We start from the raw sequence: 19,434 nt of genomic DNA on the forward strand, positions 1-19,434 counted from the left end.
CACCCTGGATCGAGCACTACAACACTGAACGGATCCACTCGAGCCACGGACTCACGCCCGCAGCCCGAGTGTCAACAACCTGACGGCTCAGTACAGCTAGGTCGCCAGCGCGACCACCCATCGGACGGGAGGCACGGTGTCGGCTGGCACCCCTCCCTCGCAGGCTCGGTCGGCGCGCCCCGCGTGACGCTGGCGCGTCACCGCTGAGCGGGGCGCGCCCATCCGTCGTGTGGTCGCGTCCCTCAGCGCGCGGGCGGGACGTCCTCCGGGCGGATGCCGGACGTCTGGATCGGTCCGGTGAAGAGCGCGGAGCGCTCGTCGCCCTCGCGGAAGAGCGAGGCGTCCTGCTCCTCGGTGCGCGGTCGGGCCTTGCCGACCGCCTCCCGGCCCTGCGTGACCTGCACGCGCTGCCGCGGGAGCGCGTCCGGGTGCTCGCGCTGCACCCACTCGACCATCTCCTCGCGCACGTAGCAGCGCAGGTCGAACAGGCCGCCGGCGTCCCGGGCACTGACGAGGATGCGCACGCGCACCAGGCCGCCGACCGCCTCGGTGACCTGCAGTACCTTGGTACGGCCGTCCCAGATCGTCGACGTGCCGAGGATCCGGTCGAGCTCGGTGCGCATCTCGGTCGGGCTGATCCGCCAGTCGAGGTCGAACTCGACGGCGCCGAGGAGTTCGCTGCCCGTACGGGTCCAGTTCTCAAAGGGCGTGCTCGTGAAGTACGTCGACGGCAGCACGAACCGGCGGTCGTCCCAGAGGTGCACGACGACGTAGGTGAGGGTGATCTCCTCGATGCGCCCCCACTGCTGCTCGACGACCACGACGTCGTCCACCCGGATCGACCCGGAGAACGCGAGCTGCATCCCGGCGAACACGTTGCCCAGGGTCGACTGCGCCGCGAGGCCCGCGACGACCGAGATGAGCCCCGCCGAGGCGAGCACGCTCGCACCGGCGGCCTCGACCCCGGGGAACGTCAGCAGGATGGCGCCGACCGCGATGATCACGAGGACCGCGACCGTGAGCCGTCGGATGATGAGGACCTGCGTGCGGATCCGCCGCGCAACCCGGTTGTCCGGGACGTCGACGCGGTAGCGGTGCAGGCCGAGGTCCTCGAGGAAGATCGCGATCTCGCAGGCGAGCCAGCAGCCCACCGCGATGGTGACGATGAGGAACGCGTGCGAGACCTCGTCGCGCCACGGGTACGCCTCGGTGTTCCGCGGCACGCTGGCCGCGAAGGCCGCCCAGGTCAGGGCGACGAGGAGCATCGAGCGGAACGGGTGCTTCGTGCGTCGGGAGAGCACGGCGGCCCAGCGTTCCCGTCGGGCGATCGTCCGGAGCACGAGGTGCAGGACGAGCGCGGCGGCGGCCGTCACGAGCAGGGCGATCCCGATCGCGACGAGGAGTCGGAGGAGGGTGTCCATCGGTCCATGCTGTCCGGTCCCCCACCGGTCGTGTTCAGCATCGCCCGGACCTGTGGTGTCGTTCAGGTCGGCACTCCGTTCCACCCCGGCGCGGACACGCATGTAGGTTGGCGCGCATGACAGCGCAGAACGACACGGGTGTGTCCCGCACGCCCGCGAACGACTTCTCGCACGAGCAGGAGGGCTACCAGCACGGTCTGAAGCCCCGGCAACTGCAGATGATCGCGATCGGCGGGGCCATCGGCACCGGACTCTTCCTCGGCGCGGGCGGCCGCCTGAACACGGCGGGACCGGCCCTGGCGGTCACGTACCTGGTCGCGGGCATCTTCGCCTTCTTCATCCTCCGGGCCCTCGGCGAGCTCGTGCTGCACCGCCCGTCCTCCGGGTCCTTCATCTCGTACGCCCGCGAGTTCTACGGCGAGAAGTTCGCGTACGCCGCCGGGTGGATGTACTTCCTGAACTGGGCGATGACGTCGATCGTGGACACCACCGCGGTCGCGCTGTACCTCCACTACTGGAGCGCGTTCACCGCGGCGCCGCAGTGGCTCCTCGCACTCATCGCCCTGGTCGTCGTGCTCGCCGCCAACATGGTCGCGGTCAAGGTGTTCGGCGAGCTCGAGTTCTGGTTCGCGCTCATCAAGGTCGCCGCGCTCGTGGCGTTCCTCGTCATCGCGCTCGTCTGGCTCGTCTTCGCGTTCCCGGTGGAGACCGGCGGCGAGGCCGTCCGCACGGGCTTCTCGATCTGGCAGGACAACGGCGGGCTCATCCCGAACGGCGTGCTGCCCGCGGTGCTCGTCGTCCAGGGCGTCGTGTTCGCCTACGCGGCCATCGAGCTCGTCGGCACCGCGTCCGGCGAGACCCAGGACACCGAGAAGGTCATCCCCCGCGCCATCAACTCCGTCGTCTTCCGCATCGCGGTCTTCTACGTCGGGTCGGTCGTCCTGCTCTCCCTGCTGCTGCCGTACACGTCGTACAAGGACGGGCAGAGCCCGTTCGTGACGTTCTTCTCGTCGCTCGGCAACCCGCAGGTGGGCGTCATCGCCGGCTCGATCATGAACTTCGTCGTGCTCACCGCCGCGCTGTCGTCGCTGAACGCCGGTCTGTACTCCACCGGCCGAGCCCTGCACTCGATGGGCATGAACGGCTCGGCGCCGAAGTGGACCACGAAGATGTCGAAAGGCGGCGTGCCCTACGCCGGCATCCTGCTCACCGCGGCCTTCACCGTCGCGGGCGTCGCGCTCAACTACTTCGTCCCGGCGCAGGCGTTCGAGATCGCGCTGAACGTCGCGAGCCTCGGGATCATCACGGCGTGGGGCACGATCATCCTCTGCCAGATGCGTCTGCGGCAGTGGGCGAAGCAGGGCCTGGCGAAGGAGCCGACGTTCCGCCTGCCCGGCGCTCCGGTGACGTCGTGGTTGACCCTGGCGTTCCTGGCGTCGGTCGTCGTGCTCATGGCGATCGACTACCCGGTCGGGACGTACACGATCGCGTCGCTCGTCGTCATCATCCCGCTGCTCGTCGTCGGGTGGTTCCTGCAGCGCGACCGGATCCTGCGCATCGCAGCGCTCCGCGAGGGCGTGACCGGGCCGTACCCGATCGGCGTCCGCGACCCGGCGAACCAGGTCCGTCGCGGCAAGGACGGTGACAGCAGGGGGGAATGATCCCGCACGGACGGTCCGCGCGTCCCCATGTCATCCGGAATGCGCGGGCGGTTCGCCCCGGAACCTTCCACGGGTCCGGCACGCGTCGGTACGATCGGCGTGTGCCGGACCCTTCTGTCTCCCCCGCCCCGACGTTCGACCTGCAGCTGACGTGGCGCGGGACCATCGGTCGGATCCGGGTGTACGACGAGCTCGTGCGGGCCGAGACGAGCTTCGAGCGCGACACCCTGACGCAGGTCCCGATGGACGAGGTGCGGGGCTGGCGCATCGAACCGTGCGACTTCGACGCGGTGTGCGTGGAGTTCGTCACCGCGTCGGACACCTACCGGGTGCTGCTCGACACGTCCGACGAGCGGATCGCGGCGCTCGTGCTCGGTCGGGCGCTGGGCGACCCGCTGCCGTCCGAGTCCTGAGGCGCGGCGCTGCGGCGCGGCGCGGCGTCCGGACGTGGTCCCGACGCTGCGGCGCGGGTCAGGCCAGCAGCAGCAGGACGCCGGCGACGACCGCGGCGAGGGCGATCGCGAACGCGATGAGCAGCAGCACGAGGTGCACCGAGTAGAAGGTCGTCGGCTTGCCGGCGGCGTCCCGCGCCCGGGCGTCCTTCGCCACGCGCTGGAAGAACCGGGGCCACGTGACGACGTTGAAGACGGCGGCGACGAAGAGCACGATGGCGGCGAAGACGGTCACGCGACGAGTCTAGACACCGCACCCATCGGCCGCTGCGCTCGGGAACCGCCGGTGCCGCGGGACCCGGGGGTGCTCGGCCGCCCCCAACGCGGCCGAGTCCGCCCCGGCGCACCACACGACGTGTAGCACGTGCTACAGACCCTACACGGCTGGTCCACAGGAGGTCGAGCCGTGCTCGGGAACGTGATCGTTCCGATGCAGAACGACGTCAGGCCGTGCCCGCCGCATCGTCGAGCGCCGACTCCGCGGCGGCCAGGACGGCACGGTCGTCGGGGTCGAGCGGACGGCGGGCTCGTCGCGCGCCGTCGTTGATCTCGACGATCAGGCGGCTCACCCGGGTGGCGGCGTCGGTGGACTCGGGGTAGGCGTTGTCCGTGCCGATGCGCTCGTGCAGCGGCTCCAGCGCGGCCAGGGCGGCGTCGAGACGCCGGCTCGTCCGACGACGCGCGACCTGGTGGCCGATGACGAGCAGGAGCATCCCGGACGCCGTGCACAGCACCGCGCCGGGGGTCGTGACGTCGTACGGCAGGGACAGGGCGTGGGTGACGTCGAGCCGACCGGCGACGTGCGCGAGGTCCATGACGACCACCACGACCATGCGGACGACACCGAGCACCCCGCCGAGGACGATGAACCACAGGCCGAGGCGGTCGGCGGCGGTGCGGGCCTCGCGCAGGTGGAGCACGCAGATGACCGCAGTCGCGGCCAACGCCGTGCCGAGGTACGCGGTCTGCGCGATCGAGTACACGGCGGCGGCCGGCTGGTCCCCGGCGACGAGCATGAACGTCGTGGTCGTGGCGGGACGATCGAGCGCGACGAACGCCCCGTCGACCACCACGACGACGACCACGCATGCGACGACGATCGTGGTCCGCAGCCACGGACGTGCGGCGCCGACCGCCTTCGCGACGCCCCAGAGCAGCGTGCTCGTCCCGGCGACCATCAGGCAGTCGCTCAGCACCGTGACGACGTTCTGCCCGCCCAGCAGGGGGTCGAGCCAGCGGTACAGCGGGTCGACGTTCGTGACGACCGTCGCCGCGAACAGCAGGAACGTCACCGCGAGGGTGCGGTCCTGTCCGCGCTGCAGTCGGAGGAGGACGACGCTCCCGACGACCAGGACGAGCGCCTGGGCGACGGCGAGGATCACCCGAAGACCCCGCGGAAGGCACTCGGCCGGCCGCGGTGCCGTCGGATGAGACCCGCGAGCTGGTCGGCGAAGAGCTCGGCCTGGTGCTCGTAGTCATTCGTGAACATGCCGCGCGCGAGGGCGCGTTCGACCTTGTACTCCGGCACGTCGGGGATGACGTCGCGGACGTAGGCGGACTGCGGCGCGTGCTCCTGGTGGCGGTGCAGCACGTGTCCGAGCTCGTGGCCGATGACGAACGCCCGGAAGGTCTCGGACGCGGTGGGCGAGATCATCACGAGGTGCTGGTGCTCGAGCGTCGCGACGAAGCCACAGACGGGCTCCTCGCTGAGGAACGACTCCTCGCGCACGACGATCGGCTTGCCGACGTGGTCCGCGGCTGCGGCGACGGCCTGGTCGATGTCCGACCAGCCCTCGCGCTCCCCCCTCGTCCAGAACGCCTGTACCGAGGCGGACGCCTCGCCGTGGCCGGTTGGCCCGGTCATGCGACGCTCCCCCGCGCCGACTCCTCCTCGAGCACCCGGGCGATGCGCCGCAGGGCGTCGGGCGAGAGCTCCCCGGGGAACGTCCGCGCCGCGAAGCCACTGACCCGAGCCGAGCGGAGTGCCCGCACGAGCTCGATCTGGGCACCGATCCGCTCCGGGACCGCACTGTCCTCGAGCAGGAAGCGCTCGTCCACCTCGAAGAAGCCGGCGAGCACGCGGAGCAGGTCCGTGTCGCGGTTGCGCCGGCCGTCCCCGGAGATCATGTACGTCCACTTCGCGCGGGAGAGCGAACCGCCCTGCGCCGCGACGTAGTCCTCGACCGCGGAGAACGGCACCGGGGCGCCACGCTGCGACTCCTCGAAGTCGAGCAGCAGGTTGAGCCGGCGCGCGAGCTCGGCCGCGTCGAGCGCGCCACCCTTGGGATCGGTGGTCGTCATGTCGATCGGACTCCTCCCCAGTCGCCAGCGGTGCACGCCATGGTAGCGCGGTCCCGCCGTAGCCTGTCGGGATGTCCCGCGTCCTGCCCTCGACCGTCGCTGGCACCGTCGAGCACGAACGGACGGTCAACCGCTCCCGGTTCATCGCGACGGTCGCGCCGGTGGTGGACGTCCCCGACGCCGAGCGGGTGGTCGCCGAGGTCCGACGCCGGTACTGGGACGCGCGGCACCACTGCACGGCGATGGTCACGGGCGTCCTCGGGGACCAGGCGCGGTCCTCCGACGACGGCGAACTGTCCGGCACCGCCGGCGTCCCGATGCTCGAGGTCCTCCGGCGCCGCGACCTGACCGACCTGGTCGTCGTCGTGACGCGGTACTTCGGCGGCGTCAAGCTCGGCGCCGGTGGGCTCGTCCGGGCGTACTCGTCGGCCGTCTCCGAGGCGCTCGACCAGGCAGCACTGGTCCGACGAGCCGAGCGCACCCGGGCCACCGTGGCCGTGCCGCACGCCGAGGCCGGCCGGATCGACAACCTGCTGCGCGACTGGGCCGGACACCACGACGCCACGTTCGACACCCCCGAGTATGGCGCCACGGCCACGTTCTCGCTCTGGGTGCCGGAGGAAGCCCTCGACGCCCTGCGCGCCGACCTCGCTGCCGCCTCGGCCGGGACGCTCGTCCCCGAGTCGGGTCCGACCCGCGTGGTCGACCTGCCCGACACGACCTCCGGGGCCTGACAGCACCCGACGGCCGACCGATCGCGCCCGGCGCGGACGAACCGCGGACGGCCACAGATCCGTCCCGCTGGATCTCGTCGAGATCCACACCCCGCGCGTGTCGCGTCGCTCGCCCCCGAGAACATCGCCGGACAACGAAACAGGCCCGGTCGGGATGATCCGACCGGGCCTGCTGTGTGGTGCGCCCCCTCGGACTTGAACCGAGAACCCACTGATTAAGAGTCAGTTGCTCTGCCAATTGAGCTAGAGGCGCATGGTGTTGAGTTGTCTGCTGCTCTCGCACTTGCGTGCTGCAACGGGAAACAACAATAGCATGGGTTCTGGGTGCTCACGACCACTCGGGCACCGGACACGAACAGGAGCACCATGACGGACCGTCTCGCGGTCGGCGACACCGCCCCCGACTTCACCCTCCCGGACCAGGACGGCACGGAGCACGCGCTCGCCGACCTGCGCGGTCGGAAGGTCATCGTGTACTTCTACCCGGCGGCCTCGACCCCCGGGTGCACCACCGAGGCGTGCGACTTCCGCGACAACATGACGTCGCTCCAGGCGGCCGGCTACGAGGTCCTCGGCGTCTCGAAGGACGAGCAGGCGAAGCTCAAGGAGTTCCAGCACGAGCAGGCCCTGACCTTCCCCCTGCTGAGCGACCCCGACCTCGCCGTGCACCGCGCCTACGGCGCCTGGGGCGAGAAGAACAACTACGGCAAGATCGTCACCGGCACGATCCGCTCGACGATCGTCGTCGACGAGGACGGCCGCGTGCAGCTGCCCCTCTACAACGTGAAGGCGACCGGTCACGTGGCCAGCCTCCGGAAGAAGCTCGGCCTGGTCTGAACCCAGCCACGGACGGACGGGAGGCGCGGTGCCAGCTGGCACCGCGCCTCCCGTCCGTTCGCGCTCACGTCCCGAGACGCGACGTCAGTCGTCCCGCTGGCCGCGCGGGACGAGCGCGGCCGTGATCGGCCGCGAGAGCACGAGGGTGAGGCCGACCAGTGCCGGGATGAGGAGCACCCAGCCCACCCAGGCGACGCGGAAGACGCCCTGGAACGCGCCGATCGCGAGCGCGCCCTGGAGCACCTGCCAGACGATGATCCCGGAGCGGACCCACGAGCGGTGGTTCCGAAGCCCGAGGAACATCGCGACGAGCCAGGTCGCGGCGATCGCGGCGAGGACCACGAGCGCGATCGCGGAAGCGATGCTCGACGCCGGCGCGACGAGGAGTTCCACGAGGAGCGCGACCGTCACGACGACGAGCGCGAGCGCCTCGAGGCCGACGACCACGAGCAGCGTCGTGAACGCCGGGGATCGACCGGCGACGGGGCCGGGGCCGTTCGGGGTGGTCTCGGACACAGCGATCCTCCAGATGGAACCCTTGATTTGGTACCACCAGTATGGAACGATATTCGAGGTCGTTTGGACGGCACGATGTGGTGTGCGTCTCCCGCGGTTCGACGCTCCTCCCCCGAGCGTTCAGCGGGCGTCAGACTCGCTCCCAGCGGATTCCTCCCCCACAGGTCTCCCCTCGTGCCCTGTGCATGCCCAGCGTTCCGATCCCCGAGCCGCGGCCCCGGCCTGCCGTTCGAGCATCGACATCAAGGAGCACCACACATGGACTGGCGTGACCAGGCAGCTTGCCTCACCGCGGACCCCGAGCTCTTCTTCCCGGTGGGCAACACCGGACCCGCCGTCGACCAGATCGAGAAGGCCAAGTCGGTCTGCGCTCGGTGCACGGTGACGGAGATGTGCCTGCAGTACGCCCTCGAGAACAACCAGGACTCGGGCGTCTGGGGCGGCCTCAGCGAGGACGAGCGTCGTGCGCTGAAGCGCCGCGCGGCCCGCGCCCGCCGCGCCTCCTGACGCAGCAGCACCAACGACACGACGACGCCCGTCGCTCCCCTGGGAGCGACGGGCGTCGTCGTGTGTCCAGCCTGGGGCGGGCCCACGGCGCCGAGCGCTACGCGGCGCCGGCGGCGGTGAGCCAGCGGAACGGGATCGTGATGGTGACCTCGGTGCCGCTGCCGGTGAGCGTGTGCCAGTCGATCGTCCCGCCGAGTTCGCCCTGGATGAGCGTGCGGACGATCTGCGTGCCGAGCCCCGAGCCGACCTTGCCCTCCGGCAGGCCTCGGCCGTTGTCGCGGACCTCGATGTCGAGGTGGTCGTCGGAGCGGTTCGCCACGATCTCGACCTCGCCGTCGCGGCCGTCCAGCCCGTGCTCGACGGCGTTCGTGACGAGCTCGGTGAGGCCGAGCGCGAGCGGGGTCGCCGCCTCCGAGGGCAGCACGCCGAACTCGCCGGTCTTCTTCGGGCGGACCGTCGTGTTGTGGGACGCCGCGACCTCGGTCACGAGCTTCAGCACGGAGTCGAACACCTCGTCGAAGTCGACGTTCTGGCTGAGGCCGGTCGACAGGGTGTCGTGCACGACGGCGATCGCCGCCACGCGACGCATGGCGTTCTGCAGTGACGTCCGGGCCTCGTCCGAGTGGGTCCGGCGTGCCTGGATGCGGAGCAGGGACGCGACCGTCTGCAGGTTGTTCTTGACGCGGTGGTGGATCTCGCGGATCGTCGCGTCCTTGGTGATGAGCTCGCGCTCCTGGTGCCGGAGCTCGGTGACGTCGCGGCAGAGCACGATCGCGCCGATGCGGTCGCCCTGGTCGCGGAGCGGGATGGAGCGCAACGAGACCGTCACGCCCTTCGCCTCGACGTCGGCGCGCCACGGAGCCCGCCCGGTCACGACGAGCGGCAGGGACTCGTCCACGTCGAGCTGCGAGCCGATCAGCTCGGTCGTGACCTCGGCGAGGGACTTCCGCTCGAGCTCACCCTCGAAGCCCATGCGGTTGAAGGCGCTCAGGCCGTTCGGGCTCGCGAAGGTGACGACGCCGTTCGTGTCGAGGCGGAGCAGCCCGTCACTCGCGCGGGGCGCACCGCGGCGGGGGCCGGCCGGGGCACCGAGGTCCGGGAAGTCACCCGTGGCGATCATCCCGAACAGGTCGTTCGCGCTCGCGGTGAAGTTGAGCTCCTGGCGGCTCGGGGTCCGCATCTCGTCCTGGTTCGAGTGCCGCGTGACGACGGCGATCGGACGCTCGGTCGTCTCGGCGCTGTTCGGGTTCAGTCGGCGGAGCACCGGGATCGCCCGGACGCGCGTCGGGGTGTCCTCGTACCAGTCCGGCTCGGCGGAGTCGACGACCCGGGCGGCGGCGAAGCACTCGGTGACCTGCTCGCGCCATTCCTCGCGGATCTCCTGCCCGACGATGTCGCGGTAGAAGAGCGTCGCGGCGGAGCTCGGCCGGGCGTGCGCGACGGCCACGAACGAGCCGTCCTCGGCGGTCGGTACCCAGAGCACCATGTCGGCGAAGGACAGGTCGGCGAGGAGCTGCCAGTCCCCCACGAGCAGGTGGAGCCACTCCACGTCCGCTTCGGAGGATCGGCCTTGCGCGAGGACGAGGTCACTGAGGGTCGACACCACGTCAGTCTAGGTGCGGCCCGTTGTGGACAACGGCACGCCTCCACAGCCACGCTGCTTTCGTATTTCTCATGTCGTACACATTCGTACGTTCGCCACATGGGAGGGACCGGGGTGTCAGGACACGCGCATCGACTCGACGACGAGGACGACGACGACCGATCGGAGACGAGAGTCCGAGCGGTCGCCGCGGTCCCGGCTCCGCGGCCCGCCGGGACACCGGCTCCGCCACCGGAACCCGGGACGCCGGACGCCGACGCCCCGCCGGACCCGGCCGAGGTCGCCGCTGCCCTCGCCCGTTGTGTCGTGGAGGTCCTCGCCGGTGCCCGCGACGTCGACAGCATCGCGCGGTGGGTCACCGAGGACGTGCACCGGCACCTGCTGCACCGCGCGGCCGTCGCCGCGCGCGCCCGGGCGCTCCGGCGTCGCGCCCGATCACGGCCGCTCGTCCAGGTCGGCACGGTCCGGCTCTGCCCGGTCGCGCCCGGAGTGGTCGAGGCGGCCGTCGTCGTGCACACCCGCGCTCATGCGCGCGCCGTCGCGCTCCGCCTCGAGCTCCGGCAGGGCCGCTGGCGGGCCGTCGTCGTCGGCGTCCTCTGAACGACGCGCCCAGCAGGAGGACGGGAGGCGCGGTGCCCGCCGGCACCGCGCCTCCCGTCCGTCGCGTACGCGCTCGTGGGCCGCTGCGGATCAGCCCTTCTTGGCTGCCTGCCGGCGCTCGGCACGGTTGTTGGCCGAGGCCTGACCGGAGGCCGTGGCTGCGTTCCCGAAGGCGGAGCCCTGCTCGGGACCCGCGGCGGCCTCGGCCTCGGCCTGCGCCTTCTGGGCGCGGGCCGTCGCCGCCTGCTCGAGGCGACCCTGCTCGTCGCGGACCTCGACCTCGCCGTCGATCGACGGCGCCGAGTACTCGAGCCCGGTGGCCTCGCCCTCGCCGAGGCCCTTCGCCTCGATCACGGCGTTGTCGCCGTCGGACTGGACCTGCACCTCGAGGTTGAAGAGGTAGCCGACCGACTCTTCGCGGATCTGGCCCATCATGCTCTGGAAGAGCGCGTAGCCCTCGCGCTGGTACTCGACCAGCGGGTCGCGCTGGGCCATGGCGCGGAGGCCGATGCCGTCCTTGAGGTAGTCCATCTCGTACAGGTGGTCACGCCAGCGGCGGTCGATCACCGAGAGGACGACGCGGCGCTCGAGCTCGCGCATGGCCTCTTCGCCGAGGAGTTCCTCGCGCTTCTGGTAGGCGAGCTTGGCGTCGGACAGGATCTCCCGCCCGAGGAAGTCGCGCGTCGCCTTGCCCTTCGAGCCGGCCTCCGTGATGACCTCGTCGATGGAGATCGAGATCGGGTACAGCGTCCCGAGCTCGGTCCACATCGCGTCGAGGTCCCAGTCGTCCGCGTTGCCCTCGGCGGTGTGGGTGTCGATCACGTCGTCGACGACGCTCTTCAGGAACGTCTGCGCACGCTCGTGGATGTCGTCGCCCTCGAGGATGTGACGACGGTCGCTGTAGATCGCCTCGCGCTGGCGGTTCAGGACGTCGTCGTACTTCAGGACGTTCTTGCGGATCTCGGCGTTGCGGCCCTCGACCTGCGCCTGGGCGGAGCGGATCGCGCGGCTGACGAGCTTGTTCTCGATCGCCATGTCGTCCGGCACGTTCGAGCGGCCCATGAGGCTCTCGGCGGCACCGGAGTTGAACAGGCGCATCAGGTCGTCGGTGAGCGACAGGTAGAAGCGGCTCTCGCCCGGGTCACCCTGGCGGCCGGAACGACCGCGGAGCTGGTTGTCGATGCGGCGCGACTCGTGGCGCTCGGTGCCGAGCACGTAGAGCCCGCCGGCGTCGCGGACCTTGTCGCCCTCGGACTCGACGGTCTTCTTGACCTCGGCGAAGACCTCGTCCCAGGCGGCCTCGTACTCCTCCGGCGTCTCGGTCGGGGACAGCCCCTTGGCGTGCATCTCCTGCACGGCGAGGAACTCGGAGTTGCCGCCGAGCATGATGTCCGTACCGCGGCCGGCCATGTTCGTGGCGACGGTCACGGCGCCGAGTCGACCGGCCTGGGCCACGATCGCGGCTTCGCGTGCGTGGTTCTTGGCGTTGAGGACCTCGTGCTTCACGCCCTTCTTGGCGAGGAGCTTCGACAGGTACTCGGACTTCTCGACGCTCGTCGTGCCCACCAGGACCGGCTGGCCCTTCTCGTGGCGCTCGGCGATGTCCTCGGCGACCTGCTCGAACTTCGCCTTCTCGTTCTTGTAGACGAGGTCGGTCTGGTCGATGCGCTGCATCGGCTTGTTCGTCGGGATCGGGACGACGCCGAGCTTGTACGTCGACATGAACTCGGCCGCCTCGGTCTCGGCGGTACCCGTCATGCCGGAGAGCTTCTGGTACAGGCGGAAGTAGTTCTGCAGCGTGACGGTCGCGAGGGTCTGGTTCTCGGCCTTGACCTCGACGCCCTCCTTCGCCTCGATCGCCTGGTGGATGCCCTCGTTGTAGCGGCGGCCCATCAGGATGCGACCGGTGTGCTCGTCGACGATCAGGACCTCGCCGTTCATCACGACGTAGTCCTTGTCGCGCTTGAACAGGGCGACGGCCTTGATCGAGTTGTTCAGGAACGAGATGAGCGGAGTGTTCGCCGACTCGTACAGGTTGTCGATGCCGAGGTAGTCCTCGACCTTCTCGATGCCGGGCTCGAGCACGCCGACGGTGCGCTTCTTCTCGTCGACCTCGTAGTCCTCGCCCGGGATGAGCCGCGTGGCGATGGAGGCGAACTCGGTGAACCACCGGTTGGCCTCGCCCGAGGACGGACCGGAGATGATGAGCGGCGTGCGGGCCTCGTCGATGAGGATCGAGTCGACCTCGTCCACGATCGCGAAGAAGTGCCCGCGCTGCACCATGTCCGAGGCCTGCCACGCCATGTTGTCGCGCAGGTAGTCGAAGCCGAACTCGTTGTTCGTGCCGTACGTGATGTCCGCGGCGTACTGCTCGCGGCGCTCGGCGGGGGTCTGGTTCGCGATGATGCAGCCCGTGGTCATGCCGAGCGCGCGGAAGACGCGGCCCATGATCTCGGACTGGTACGACGCGAGGAAGTCGTTGACCGTGATGACGTGCACGCCGCGCGACGGGATCGCGTTGAGGTAAGCGGCGGTCGTCGCGACGAGGGTCTTGCCCTCACCGGTCTTCATCTCGGCGATGTTGCCGAGGTGCAGGGCCGCGCCGCCCATGAGCTGCACGTCGAAGTGCCGCATGCCGAGCGTGCGCTTCGCTGCCTCGCGCACCGCGGCGAAGGCCTCGGGGAGCAGGTCGTCGAGGGTCTCGCCGTTGGCGTAGCGCTCGCGGAGCTCCTTCGTCTCGTCCTGGAGCTCCTCGTCCGTGAGGCTCGCGAAGTCGTCCTCGAGGTCGTTGATGGCCGAGGCGTACGCCTTCAGCCGACGGAGGGTGCGCCCTTCGCCGATGCGGAGGACCTTCTCCAGCACGTTTGCCACGTGAGCTCCTTACGGGGTCGTCGCGCGCGACCTGCGCGATCCGAACAGCCAGTCATGCTAGCAACCCGCCAGGTCCCTGCGCTGGGAGGGACGCGGGTGTGCGCGGCCCGGTCGCGGGCCGCGCACACCGTCGGTCGTCGGTGCGACTCAGACCGTGGCGGCCGTGCGGTCCGGTTCGGCGACCTGGTCGGCGGAGTCGCCGTCGTCGATGCCGATCACGCCGTAGTCCCAGCCCTTCCGGCGGTAGACGACGCTCGGTCGGTGGGTCTCGGCGTCGACGAACAGGTAGAAGTCGTGCCCGACGAGCTCCATCCGGTAGAGCGCGTCGTCGACGGTCATCGGCGACTCCTGGAAGACCTTGTGCCGGATCACCACGGGCGAGTAGACGTCGGCGTCGTCCTCGTGTGCCTCCTCGACCACGGGGACGGCCCCGGTCGCGACGGTCTCGATGAGCTTGCCGTCGGCGGGCGTCACGCCCATGTGCTCGAACGCGGTGCCGGCCGCCTCGGCCACGGAGGTCGGGCGGTGGCGTCCGCGGTGCACCTTCTTGCGGTCGCGCGCCCGGCGGAGCCGCTCGGTGATGCGCGCGAACGCCAGGTCGAACGCGGCGTACTTGTCCGACGCCGCGGACTCCGCGCGGACCAGCGGGCCGGGGCCGATGAGGGTCAGTTCGACGCGGTCCTCGCCCCCGCTGCCGCCGGACTTCTCGTTGTGGCGGCTGAGGCGCACCTCGAAGGCGAGGGCGCGGTCGGCGAGCACGTCGATCTTCTCGGACTTCTGTTCGACGTAGGTGCGGAATCGATCGGTGACCCCGACGTTCCGTCCTGTGATCGTCACGTCCATGTGGCGGCTCCCATCCGTACTTCGGCGCGTCGCCTCCATCCGGCGATCCCGGACGCCTTGCCGCGAGGCTAGACCCCCGACCGAGCCGCCGTCACCACCCCTCGGCGGGTCGGTGCGGACACCCACCGGACACCCAGGCGTCACCGGGCGTCCACCTCGGCGAGCGCCACGCACCGCACGACCCGGCCGCCAGCGACGCGGACCGCCCGGATCGCCTCGGCCATCGTGACCCCGGTCGTCACGACGTCGTCGACGAGCACGACGTCCCGATCGGTCACGCCGGTGGCGCGCAGGGTGCCGACCGTCGCGACGACCCGTTCGACGGCCGTCCGCTCCTTCTGCCCGTGCCCCGCGGCGACCCGCTGCCCCGGGCCACCGACGCGGACGCGCACGAGCGCCCGCGGTCGTCGCAGCCGCGCGCGCCCCAGCAGGAGGACCACCGGGTCGAACCCGCGACGTCGAGCTCCGCGGCGTGACGGCGGGACGCGCAGGAGCACCGCCTCGGGGTGGTCGGCGAGCGCGCGCCGGACGAGCACGCCGAACCGTCCGGCGAGCGGCCCGGCGAGGTCGACGCGGCTCCGGAGCTTGCACTCGAGCACCAGGGTGCGGACGAGGCCCTCGTAGGACCACGCGGCGTCGAGCCGCACGCCGGCCACCAGGCGGCGGCACGTGGGGAGCGCGTCGAGTTCGGCGCGACAGGACCGGCAGAGCGCCCGGTCCGGGGCGCCGCACCCGACGCATGCGACCGGCAGGACCAGACCGAGCACCGCGAGGGCGGCGTCCGCCCAGCGGTCGCGAGGCGGGGGTGGGTCGGGCTGCGCTCGGGTCACGTCCCCATGCTCGGGGTGACCGTCCTGCGGACGCGCGCCGACAGGAAGGACGGTGGACGGGCCTCCTGTCCGGCCGGCCTGTGGAGGAGGAACGGGGTGGGCCGCCCGATCAGCGCTGGACGCCGAGGACGTCCGCGGTGACCCCGGTGGTGTCCCAGCCACCGCCGGTGGACCGGAGCACGGACCCGTCCGACATCCGCAGGAGCATCGATCCGCCGTCGCCCCCGACGACCGCGGTCGCCACGCCCTCGGCCTTCGGCAGGGTGCTCGACTGCCCACCGACCGTGGAGCGGACGACCTCGGAACCGGCGTCGGTCTGGGCGACGGACACGACGTCGCTGTCGTTCACCCAGGCCGCGCCGACGGCGTCGCCGCTCGCGGCCTGCACGCGCACCGGCGAGCCGAGGCTCGTCGGCGTCCGGTCGGCGCCACGCACGACGGCCATCACGTACAGGGCCGGACCGTCCGCGGTCTCGATGAGTGCGAGCGCGCGCGTGGAGTCGCGGGACAGCTGGAACGACACGAGCTTGCCCTGCGGCAGCGTCGTCTTCACGGCGTGCGGGTCGCCGCCGAGGCCGTACGCCGTGACCTGGCCGGTGTCGTCGGACCGGCCGACCCACACGAAGTCGAGATCGTCGATCGACGGCGGGACGAGTCCCGGCGTCGCGTCGACGCGGAGGGCGTCCTTGCCGCGGGCGACCACGACGCCGCTGGCGTTGCCGACCGCGGCGACCGTGCCGGACGCGGACAGGGCGAGGGACCGCGGGTCGAGCCCGGCGACGGTGTCGGCGAGCCCGCCGCCGAGCGGTGCGACCTTGCCCCCGGCCGTCGCGAAGCCGACCTGGTCGTCCCGGACGACCAGGGGCCGCGGGTCGACGTCGGGGTTCACCTGCGCCGGGGTGCCGTCCTGCTCCGCGCCGGAGAAGGTGGCGCCCTCGAAGGTGATCGAGACCGAGGACACCGACGCGACCGAGGCGAGGGAGCGCGTGAGCTGCTCGCGCATCCGGGCCTTGTCGTCGTTGCTCGAGCTGAGGGCGTCGCTCGACAGGTCGACCAGCGCGGTGCCGTTGTCGATCGTGACCGCGTTCAAGGAGAGCTGCGTGCCCTCCGGGAACGCCGAGACGACGGCGCCCTTCAGCCAGTCAGCGGGTCCGGCGAGCAGGGCGCTCGCGATCCGGGTGCTGGTCGACGAGCGCGCGAGGAACCACCGCTCGTCCGGCACGAGGAACTGGTAGGTGGGGTCGAAGAAGTACAGCGCGTGCTCCTGGAACACGGACTCGAAGCTGACCGGCGTCAGGATGATGCCGTCGGGCGCGTAGGCGATGCGCCACTGGCCGTCCTGCCGGACGAACTGGAACGTCAGGGTGGACGTGGTCGGGCGCACGGCCTGGGTGTACTCGCCGTCCTGGTCGACGGTCGCACTCGCGGTGAGCGTGTAGGTCAGCTCGCGGTCGGCGACCCGCTCGACGGTGCCGCTGCCCTGCAGGATCGTCACGCCGCGGCGCGGGTTCCACTTCTTCGCGAAGCCGTCCGCGAGGAACTCCCGGGCGATCGCGTAGTCGTCCTGGGCGCCCGTGCCCGCGGCGACGAAGCCGCGCAGGATCGCGGTCTGGTCGGATCCGTCGACGGGCTTGTCCGGGCGGAAGTCCACCCCGGAGATCGACTCGTCCTTGACCGACTGGCCGGCGCGCACGGGGCCGTCGGTGGGGATGGCCGCGCAGGCGGTGACCGCGACGACGGTCAGGGCCGCGAGCGCGGTCGCCACCGCGGCTCGGAGGGTGTTCCTCATCGTTCCTCCCGGACGGCCCGGGGGCCGTCGTACGCCTCGTCGAGTTCGGGCAGCGGGATCGCGGACGTCGCCGTGCCGACCTGCTCGCCGCGCGGCAGCACGAGCACGAAGGTCGACCCCTCGCCCGGGCGGGACCACACGTCGATGCGTCCGCCGTGCAGCCGCGCGTCGCCGAGGGAGATCGCGAGGCCGAGCCCGGTCCCCCCGATCGTGCGTTTGCGGCTCGGATCGGCCCGCCAGAACCGGTCGAACACGCGGGCGGTGTCCTCCGGCGGCATGCCGACGCCCTGGTCGCGGACGGCGATCGCGACGCTGCGCGAGTCGCTGTCGACCACGACCTGCACGGGCTTCGCATCACCGTGCTCGATCGCGTTGCCGACGAGGTTCCGCAGGATCCGCCGGACCCGCTTCGCGTCGAGCTGCATCGTGGTGTGGCCGCCGGGGGTGGCCAGCTGCAGGTCGACGCCGGCGCGCTCGGCGAGGGGTCGGAACTCCTCGACGATGTCGACCGCGAGGGACGCGGGCACGACGGGTTCGGTGTCGAGCTGCACGGCCTGCGCGTCGTAGCGGGAGATCTCGAGGAGGTCGGCGAGCAGGAGCTCGAAGCGCTCGACCTGGGCGTGCAGGAGCTCCGCCGACCGACCGACCGACGGCTCGAAGGCGTGCCGGGAGTCGAAGAGCATGTCGCCGGCGAGCCGGATCGTCGTGAGCGGGGTCCGGAGCTCGTGCGAGACGTCCGACACGAACCGCTGCTGCACGCGGGAGAGCTCGGCGAGCTGGGTGATCTGCCGGCTCACGGCGTCCGCCATGTCGTTGAAGCTCCGTGCGAGGATCGCGATGTCGTCGTGCCCGCGGACGGGGATGCGTTCGTCGAGGCGCCCCGCCGCGATCTTCCGACTGGTCTCCGCCGCACCACGGATCGGCACCACCACGAGCCGCACGACGAGGGACGTCACGAGGGCGATGAGCACGATGAGCGCGACGCCGCCGATCGACAGGGTCTGCGAGACGAAGTCCAGGGTCTGCTGCGCGTCGGACAGGTCGTAGACGATGTAGAGCTCGTACTGGCCCGCGCTCGGGATCTGCAGCACCGACCCGACGGCCAGCCCGGGTTCACGACGGCCGCCGTCGTCGAGCCGCACGGCCTGCAGGCTCAGTCGACCGGTGTCCTTGGCGACCTCGCGCCGGAGTGCGTCGGTGATGACCTCGTCCGGGAAGTCCGAGCTCGCCAGGTTCTGCAGGGTCTGCGGGGTGGACTGGTCCGGGCTCCGCTCGATCGCGATGCTCGTGCCGCCGGGGCTCGTCGTGTTCGACAGGATCGCCTGCTGCGCCTCGCTCTGCAGCGTCTCGAGCTCGGTCTGGTTGTTGTCCTCGGCCGCCGTCGCCGCGTCGAAGATGCCCTGCGCCACGACGGTCGCCCGGGCCGACTCCGCCTCGATCTGGTCGCGGCGCTGGGCGTACACGTTGTTCGAGATGCTGATCATCACCGCGGTGCCGATCACCACGACGGCGAGCCCGGTGGTCAGGACGGTGATGGCGACCGACCGGACCAGCAGGGAGCGTCGCCAGAGCCAGGCGACGGCGTACCAGCCGCGCCGGACCCACCGGCGGACCCGGCGACGCGCGCGCGCCGCCCAGCCGCGGCCGAAGAGGTCGCGCGACGGTCCCGACGACACGGTGCTCAGGCTCCTCCGGCCCGGTACCCCACGCCGCGCACGGTGGTCACGATCCGGGGGTTGTCGGGGTCGTGCTCGATCTTCGCGCGGAGTCGCTGCACGTGGACGTTCACGAGCCGGGTGTCCGCCTTGTAGTGGTAGCCCCACACCTGGTCGAGGAGCATCTCGCGCGTGAACACCTGGTTCGGCTTCTCGGCGAGCGCCCGGAGCAGGTCGAACTCGAGCGGAGTGAGCGCGATGACGGTGTCGCCGCGACGGACCTCGTGCGCGGCGACGTCGACGGTCAGGTCGCCCGCGTGCAGCACAGTGGCGTCCGATGCGGTCGGTCGGAGCCGCGTCTTGATGCGCGCGACGAGCTCCTTCGGGTTGAACGGCTTCACGACGTAGTCGTCGGCGCCGTTCTCGAGCCCCGCGACGACGTCGGCGGTGTCGCCCTTCGCGGTGAGCATGATGATCGGCGTCCCGCTCTCGGCGCGGATCCGCTTGCAGACCTCGATGCCGTCGATGCCCGGGAGCATGACGTCGAGCAGGACGAGGTCGGGCTTGGTGCTGTGGAACGCGTCGACGGCGTCGTTGCCGTCGCCGCTGAACTCGGGCTCGTAGCCCTCGGAGCGGAGGACGATGCCGATCATCTCGGCGAGGGCCTGGTCGTCGTCGACGACGAGGATGCGCGGTGTCATGGGCGTGGACTCCGGGTGGCGGGCGGTGGTGCCGGACCGGCACCCATTGTCACGATAGCGCCGTCCCCCGCACGGCCGGGTTTTCCGACAGGATGGGAGTGTCCGCGCGCGAC

At 71.1% G+C, this 19,434-nt stretch carries 19 protein-coding genes and 1 tRNA gene; 6 read left to right on the plus strand and 14 right to left on the minus strand.

Going from position 1 to position 19,434, the window contains the following annotated elements:
* Positions 1-242: 242 nt before the first annotated feature.
* A complete protein-coding gene (locus tag DEU32_RS04710; RefSeq protein WP_058742981.1) occupies positions 243-1,421 on the minus strand; it encodes a mechanosensitive ion channel family protein in 1,179 nt (392 codons plus the stop codon).
* A gap of 116 nt (positions 1,422-1,537) precedes the next feature.
* On the opposite strand from DEU32_RS04710, the gene DEU32_RS04715 reads away from it, so the two are divergent.
* A complete protein-coding gene (locus tag DEU32_RS04715) occupies positions 1,538-3,082 on the plus strand; it encodes an amino acid permease (RefSeq protein ID WP_114849566.1) in 1,545 nt (514 codons plus the stop codon).
* 101 nt (positions 3,083-3,183) lie between these two features.
* Complete coding sequence (locus DEU32_RS04720; RefSeq protein WP_114849567.1) at positions 3,184-3,495, plus strand: hypothetical protein; 312 nt, start codon at positions 3,184-3,186, stop codon at positions 3,493-3,495.
* Positions 3,496-3,553: 58 nt separating this feature from the next.
* Here the strand turns inward: DEU32_RS04720 and DEU32_RS04725 are convergent, their stop codons facing one another.
* The 4 genes from DEU32_RS04725 to DEU32_RS17085 all read right to left on the minus strand — a co-directional run bounded on the left by DEU32_RS04725 (position 3,554) and on the right by DEU32_RS17085 (position 5,835).
* Complete coding sequence (locus DEU32_RS04725; RefSeq protein ID WP_114849568.1) at positions 3,554-3,769, minus strand: SCO4848 family membrane protein; 216 nt, start codon at positions 3,767-3,769, stop codon at positions 3,554-3,556.
* Between the two features lie 208 nt (positions 3,770-3,977).
* On the minus strand, positions 3,978-4,916 hold the full coding sequence (locus tag DEU32_RS04730) for a hypothetical protein (RefSeq protein WP_114849569.1): 939 nt from the start codon (positions 4,914-4,916) through the stop codon (positions 3,978-3,980).
* Entirely contained in the window at positions 4,913-5,398 is a 486-nt protein-coding gene (locus DEU32_RS17080; protein WP_058742986.1) for an ImmA/IrrE family metallo-endopeptidase, read from the minus strand. Before DEU32_RS17080 ends, DEU32_RS04730 begins: the two co-directional genes overlap by 4 nt.
* Entirely contained in the window at positions 5,395-5,835 is a 441-nt protein-coding gene (locus tag DEU32_RS17085; RefSeq protein WP_058742987.1) for a hypothetical protein, read from the minus strand. The genes DEU32_RS17080 and DEU32_RS17085 overlap by 4 nt, the downstream gene beginning before the upstream one ends.
* Positions 5,836-5,906: 71 nt before the next feature.
* On the opposite strand from DEU32_RS17085, the gene DEU32_RS04740 reads away from it, so the two are divergent.
* A complete protein-coding gene (locus tag DEU32_RS04740) occupies positions 5,907-6,569 on the plus strand; it encodes a YigZ family protein (RefSeq protein ID WP_114849570.1) in 663 nt (220 codons plus the stop codon).
* Between the two features lie 177 nt (positions 6,570-6,746).
* On the opposite strand, the gene DEU32_RS04745 is transcribed toward DEU32_RS04740, so the two are convergent.
* Positions 6,747-6,822 (minus strand) — tRNA-Lys (locus tag DEU32_RS04745).
* 113 nt (positions 6,823-6,935) lie between these two features.
* On the opposite strand from DEU32_RS04745, the gene bcp reads away from it, so the two are divergent.
* Entirely contained in the window at positions 6,936-7,406 is a 471-nt protein-coding gene (gene bcp / locus DEU32_RS04750) for a thioredoxin-dependent thiol peroxidase (RefSeq protein WP_114849571.1), read from the plus strand.
* 84 nt (positions 7,407-7,490) lie between these two features.
* Here the strand turns inward: bcp and DEU32_RS04755 are convergent, their stop codons facing one another.
* Positions 7,491-7,922 (minus strand): hypothetical protein, encoded by a 432-nt coding sequence (locus DEU32_RS04755; protein ID WP_114849572.1) that lies wholly within the window; start codon positions 7,920-7,922, stop codon positions 7,491-7,493.
* 258 nt (positions 7,923-8,180) lie between these two features.
* Between DEU32_RS04755 and DEU32_RS04760 the strand changes: the two genes are divergently transcribed.
* On the plus strand, positions 8,181-8,429 hold the full coding sequence (locus tag DEU32_RS04760) for a WhiB family transcriptional regulator (RefSeq protein ID WP_022904217.1): 249 nt from the start codon (positions 8,181-8,183) through the stop codon (positions 8,427-8,429).
* A gap of 97 nt (positions 8,430-8,526) precedes the next feature.
* On the opposite strand, the gene DEU32_RS04765 is transcribed toward DEU32_RS04760, so the two are convergent.
* On the minus strand, positions 8,527-10,032 hold the full coding sequence (locus DEU32_RS04765; RefSeq protein ID WP_114849855.1) for a sensor histidine kinase: 1,506 nt from the start codon (positions 10,030-10,032) through the stop codon (positions 8,527-8,529).
* Positions 10,033-10,131: 99 nt separating this feature from the next.
* Here DEU32_RS04765 and DEU32_RS17380 point away from each other — a divergent pair, with 99 nt between their 5' ends.
* Positions 10,132-10,632: an Rv3235 family protein gene (locus DEU32_RS17380; protein WP_258554782.1), complete on the plus strand. Its 501-nt coding sequence runs from the start codon at positions 10,132-10,134 to the stop codon at positions 10,630-10,632.
* 90 nt (positions 10,633-10,722) lie between these two features.
* Here DEU32_RS17380 and secA read toward each other — a convergent pair whose 3' ends face one another.
* From secA to mtrA, 6 genes are all read right to left on the minus strand, one after another.
* On the minus strand, positions 10,723-13,503 hold the full coding sequence (gene secA / locus DEU32_RS04775) for a preprotein translocase subunit SecA (protein WP_058742171.1): 2,781 nt from the start codon (positions 13,501-13,503) through the stop codon (positions 10,723-10,725).
* 147 nt (positions 13,504-13,650) lie between these two features.
* Positions 13,651-14,346, minus strand: a complete 696-nt coding sequence (gene hpf, locus DEU32_RS04780; RefSeq protein ID WP_114849574.1) for a ribosome hibernation-promoting factor, HPF/YfiA family — start codon at positions 14,344-14,346, stop codon at positions 13,651-13,653.
* 140 nt (positions 14,347-14,486) lie between these two features.
* A complete protein-coding gene (locus tag DEU32_RS04785) occupies positions 14,487-15,176 on the minus strand; it encodes a ComF family protein (protein WP_174778047.1) in 690 nt (229 codons plus the stop codon).
* Between the two features lie 109 nt (positions 15,177-15,285).
* The gene (locus DEU32_RS04790; RefSeq protein WP_114849576.1) at positions 15,286-16,965 is read right to left on the minus strand and encodes an LpqB family beta-propeller domain-containing protein; all 1,680 of its coding nucleotides are present in this window, start codon (positions 16,963-16,965) and stop codon (positions 15,286-15,288) included.
* Entirely contained in the window at positions 16,962-18,641 is a 1,680-nt protein-coding gene (gene mtrB / locus DEU32_RS04795; protein ID WP_258554783.1) for an MtrAB system histidine kinase MtrB, read from the minus strand. Before mtrB ends, DEU32_RS04790 begins: the two co-directional genes overlap by 4 nt.
* Positions 18,642-18,646: 5 nt before the next feature.
* Positions 18,647-19,321, minus strand: a complete 675-nt coding sequence (gene mtrA, locus DEU32_RS04800; RefSeq protein ID WP_058742167.1) for an MtrAB system response regulator MtrA — start codon at positions 19,319-19,321, stop codon at positions 18,647-18,649.
* Positions 19,322-19,434 lie beyond the last annotated feature (113 nt).

Source organism: Curtobacterium sp. AG1037 (assembly GCF_003349855.1).
Taxonomy (GTDB): domain Bacteria; phylum Actinomycetota; class Actinomycetes; order Actinomycetales; family Microbacteriaceae; genus Curtobacterium; species Curtobacterium citreum.